Raw genomic sequence first — 4,291 nt, 5'->3', positions numbered from 1 at the left:
ACCGTCGCCCTGACCGGGGTTGTTCTGCTGGGCCTCGGGCGTCCTGCCCTGGCCGCCTCGCCGGCCCCGGCCTCCACGGCGTCGGCGCCGACCCTGTCGGGCCTGACCGGGCTGACTTGACTGTGCGGGTTGACCCGACTGCGCGGACTGTGCGGGTTGGCCGGATCTGCCGGACTTCTGGCCCTGGCCGCCGTGGGTGTTCCGGCCGTCCTGGGTCTTCCCCTGCCCCTGCGCGGTCCGCTGCCCGTCCGAGTGGTGCCCGGAGCTCCGCTCGGAAGCCTGACCAGCGGAATTGGACGTGGTGGTCCCGGATCCGGCGGGCCGCCGTGCACGACGACGCCGCGGCGGGTTAGCGCGCGGTTCGACGGGGCGTTCGGCTTCGGACACCCATCGATGCTACCGGCCGGTGTCGCGTGTTCCGTAAATCGTCGGCGTGCCGCCCGCGGATCGGCTCAGGCCGTGTGGCGGCGGGTGGGCCACGGCTAGAGTCCGCGACATGAGCTCAGGATCCGCAGGCCACGCCCTGGTCCTCCGCCACCGGGCCAAGCCGGGGCGGCGGGACGAGCTGGTCGAGGTGTGGCGCAGTCACATGCCGGAGGCGGTGCAGGCGAACGACGGGCACCGGGCGTACGTGTTCTGCGCGTCCCACGCCGACCCCGACGTCCTGGTGGTGTTCCAGCAGTACCGCGATGCCGCCGCGGCGCAGGAGTTCCTCGGCAACCCCGCGTACCTGGCGTATCTGGAGGAGTCGGGTGACCTGTTGACCGGCCCCCCGGAGGTCGAGGCCGTGGAGCCGCTGTGGTCCAAGGCGGCCGGACCGACTCGGTAAGGTCTCCGCTGTGACAGCCCGCAACCCCCACCCAGACCCCCGCGCCTCCTCGGACCGACACGACGCCGCGGTGTTCTCTGGACTGCAGGACGGACCGGGGACGCCGCCCGACCCGTCCGAGCTCGAGGCGCGGCGGGTGCGGCTCCTGGCGGGCGCCCAGACCACTCTCAACGATCACGCGGACGTGTTGGCCCCTCTCGCGGCGGCGTTCGGGGAGGCCGGACACGAGCTCTTCCTGGTCGGCGGCAGCGTCCGCGACGCCCTCCTCGGCCGACTCGGCACGGATCTGGACTTCACCACCGACGCACGACCCGACGCGGTCCGCCGGATCCTCGAGACCTACGCGGACACCGTGTGGGACACCGGGATCGAGTTCGGCACCCTGTCGGCGGTCAAGCACGACGCCTCCGGTATCGAGCAACAGATCGAGATCACCACGTACCGCGCGGACTCCTACGACGGGGTGACCCGGAACCCCGAGGTGGTCTTCGGTGACACCCTCGAGGGCGATCTGGTCCGCCGCGACTTCACGGTCAACGCCATGGCGGTGCGCCTGCATCCCGACGGGCGTCACGAGTTCTACGACCCGCTCGACGGGATGGACGCTCTGCTCGCGGGGGTGCTGGACACGCCAGCCGCCCCGGAGCAGTCGTTCTCGGATGACCCGCTGCGCATGCTGCGCGCCTGCCGGTTCGTCTCCCAGCTGGGCTTCTCTCTGGCGCCGCGGGTGTTCCGGGCGATGACGGAGATGACCGCCGAGATCGACAGGATCACCGTCGAACGGGTCCGCGCCGAGCTGGACAAGACCATCCTGGGCGACTACCCGATCGACGGGATCAACATGCTGTGTGAGGCCGGACTGGCCGACCGCGTGCTGCCCGAGGTGCCGGGGATGAAGCTGGAGCGCGACGAGCACATGCAGCACAAGGACGTGTACTGGCATTCGCTCACCGTGCTCAAGCAGGCCATCGACCTCGAACCGGAGGGGCCGGACCTGGTGCTGCGCTGGGCGGCGCTGCTGCACGACGTGGGCAAGCCGGCCACGCGGGCGGCCAAGCCCGGCGGCGGTGTGACGTTCCACCACCACGAGGTGGTGGGCGCCAAGATGGTGCGCAAGCGGATGCGTGCCCTCAAGTACTCCAAGCAGATGATCGAGGACGTCTCCGGACTGGTCTTCCTCCACCTGCGCTTCCACGGTTACGGCGAGGGGCAGTGGTCCGATTCGGCCGTGCGACGGTACGTCTCCGACGCGGGCGATCTGCTCCCCCGGCTCCACCGGTTGGTCCGCGCGGACTGCACCACGAGGAACAAGCGCCGCGCGGCCAGGCTCCAGGCCAGCTACGACTCGTTGGAGCAGCGCATCGTCGAGATCGAGGAGAAGGAGGACCTGGCGCGGGTCCGGCCGGATCTCGACGGCAACGAGATCATGACGCTGCTCGACCTCAAGCCCGGACCCGACGTCGGCCGAGCTTGGGCGTTCCTCAAGGAGCTGCGCCTGGACCGCGGGCCGCTGGACCGTGACGAGGCCGAGGCCGAACTCATCCGATGGTGGGCCGGGCAGAACGACCGCGAGCACCACGACCGCCCGAAGAACGACGACCGCCCGAAGAACGGCGACCCGGCGTGATCGGCGGCGCGGTCGACCGCTATCTCGTCTCGACCGCGGGCAGGGCCGTGGCGGCCGTCCTGGCACTGCTCGGCACGCTGCTCCACACTGTTGGCATCCCGGGCCTCCAGCAGATCCCCCCGTATCGCATCGACCTGGACGTGTACCGGGTCGGCGGGCAGGTCTTCCGCGACGGTGGCGAGATCTACGGCCAGCTCCCCCGGCTGGCGGAGGGGGCCGAGCTTCCCTTCACCTATCCCCCGCTGGCAGCCCAGATCTTCTCGGTGTTCACCCTGGTCCCGCTGGGGGCGGCATCGGTCATCATCACGCTGGCCACCATCGCTGTGCTGGCCTACGTGGTGCAGCTCGTCCTCACGCGCACCTGCGATCGCCCCACCCGTGAGCTGTGGTGGATCACCGTCGCCGTGATGGCCGTGGCGCTGTGGTTCGGCCCGGTGCGCGAGACGATCGGGTTCGGGCAGGTCAACGTGTTCCTCATGGCGTTGGTGTTGGTGGACGTGATCCGCGGCCGGGGCCGCTGGTGGGGAGGGAGTCTCACCGGTCTGGCGATGGCGATCAAGCTCACCCCCGCGGTGTTCCTGCTGTACTTCGCGCTGCGTCGCGACTGGCGGGGCCTGGGGACGGCGGTCCTCGCCGCGCTGGCCTTCACCGGCATCGGGCACGTGTTGACCCCGGTCGATTCGGCCCGCTACTGGTCGTTCGCCATCCGTGATCCCGCCCGCATCGGTGGGCTGTCCTTCTCGTCCAATCAGTCCGTCAACGGGCTCGTTCACCGACTCGGTCTCGAGGACACGGCGGCGTCGGTGGTGTGGTTCGTGGTGTCCGCCCTGGTGGGGCTGGGCATCGCCTGGGTGGCGTGGCGGTTGCTGCGCTCCGGTCACGAGGTCGCCGCCGCCGTCGCGGTGGGGTTCGTCGCCCTGTTCTGCTCGCCGGTGTCCTGGGGACACCACTGGGTGTGGGCGGTGCCGGCCGTCGTGCTCACGATGGTGTGGGCGGCACGCGCGGCCGGGAGGGGCGACGACGACGAGCGCGGCTGGCTCGTCCTGGCCGGGTCCGGCATCGTGGTCTTCCTGACCACACCGCAGTGGTGGTTCCCCCACGACGAGGGGCGCGAGCTCGCGTGGGGGCCGATCCAGCACCTGGTGGGTGACGCCTACCTCGTCTGGGCGCTGGCCTTCCTCGTCGTCGTCGGCGTCCGGGCTGCTCGGCTCGGGGACGCCGACCTGCACGGTGATCCGGACAAGCCGGCGCTCCTCGTGCGCAGCGGCAGCCGCTGACCGAGTCCGTCAAGGGCTTCGGCGACTCTGTGGAGAGCGGATCGGTTGTCCACAGATCGATGTTCGGCACTGGTCCGGGCGGTTCGTCCGCGACACCATTCCGGGCATGGACTACTTCTTCGGAGATGGCGTCGGTGAGCCGACGCAATGGCAGGGTGCGCCCGAACTCACCCTCGGGACCGGTGCCGCGGACGCGCTGTGGCTGGACTTCGACGGCGACGGGCGCGCCGACGACGCACTGTGGGATTCGGACTTCGACGGGGTCGCCGACCGCGTGGTGACCGACGTGGGCACCGGTGCCCAGGAGGTCTACTCGGACGCGGGCGGCCGCGGGGTGTGGAACGTCTACGCGGGTGGAGCCGGCGCACTGGCGGCGGGCTCCGTGGGGGCGGGTTCTGTCGGTGGCGGTTCAGTAGGCGCTGGTTCGGTCGGTGGGGGCTCAGTCGGTGGTGGATCTGTGGGCGCCGGTTCCGTCGGCGGGGGCTCGCTCGCGGCGGGGTCACTCCTGGCCGGTGGCGCGGGAGCGGGTGGGCTCGTGGACGGCGCGGTGACGGCCGG

The 4,291-nt window shown here is 71.0% G+C and carries 3 protein-coding genes and 1 pseudogene; all 4 read left to right on the top strand.

The features are described 5' to 3' along the window. Window positions 1–496: 496 nt before the first annotated feature. Window positions 497–829: an antibiotic biosynthesis monooxygenase gene (locus G6027_RS09850; RefSeq protein WP_182637020.1), complete on the top strand. Its 333-nt coding sequence runs from the start codon at window positions 497–499 to the stop codon at window positions 827–829. A 70-nt stretch (window positions 830–899) separates the two neighbouring features. Next, window positions 900–2,456, top strand: a complete 1,557-nt coding sequence (locus tag G6027_RS09845) for a CCA tRNA nucleotidyltransferase (protein ID WP_182637021.1) — start codon at window positions 900–902, stop codon at window positions 2,454–2,456. After that, window positions 2,453–3,733 carry a glycosyltransferase 87 family protein gene (locus G6027_RS09840; protein WP_182637019.1) on the top strand — a complete coding sequence of 427 codons (1,281 nt, stop codon included), beginning with the start codon at window positions 2,453–2,455 and terminating at the stop codon, window positions 3,731–3,733. Before G6027_RS09845 ends, G6027_RS09840 begins: the two co-directional genes overlap by 4 nt. Before the next feature lie 106 nt (window positions 3,734–3,839). After that, a pseudogene (locus tag G6027_RS09835) lies at window positions 3,840–4,291 on the top strand (hypothetical protein); the annotation flags it as partial.

The organism is Dietzia sp. SLG310A2-38A2 (assembly GCF_014145095.1).
Lineage (GTDB): Bacteria > Actinomycetota > Actinomycetes > Mycobacteriales > Mycobacteriaceae > Dietzia.
Note: the sequence above shows the minus strand (reverse complement) of the source record. Positions and strands in the feature narration are given on the sequence as shown.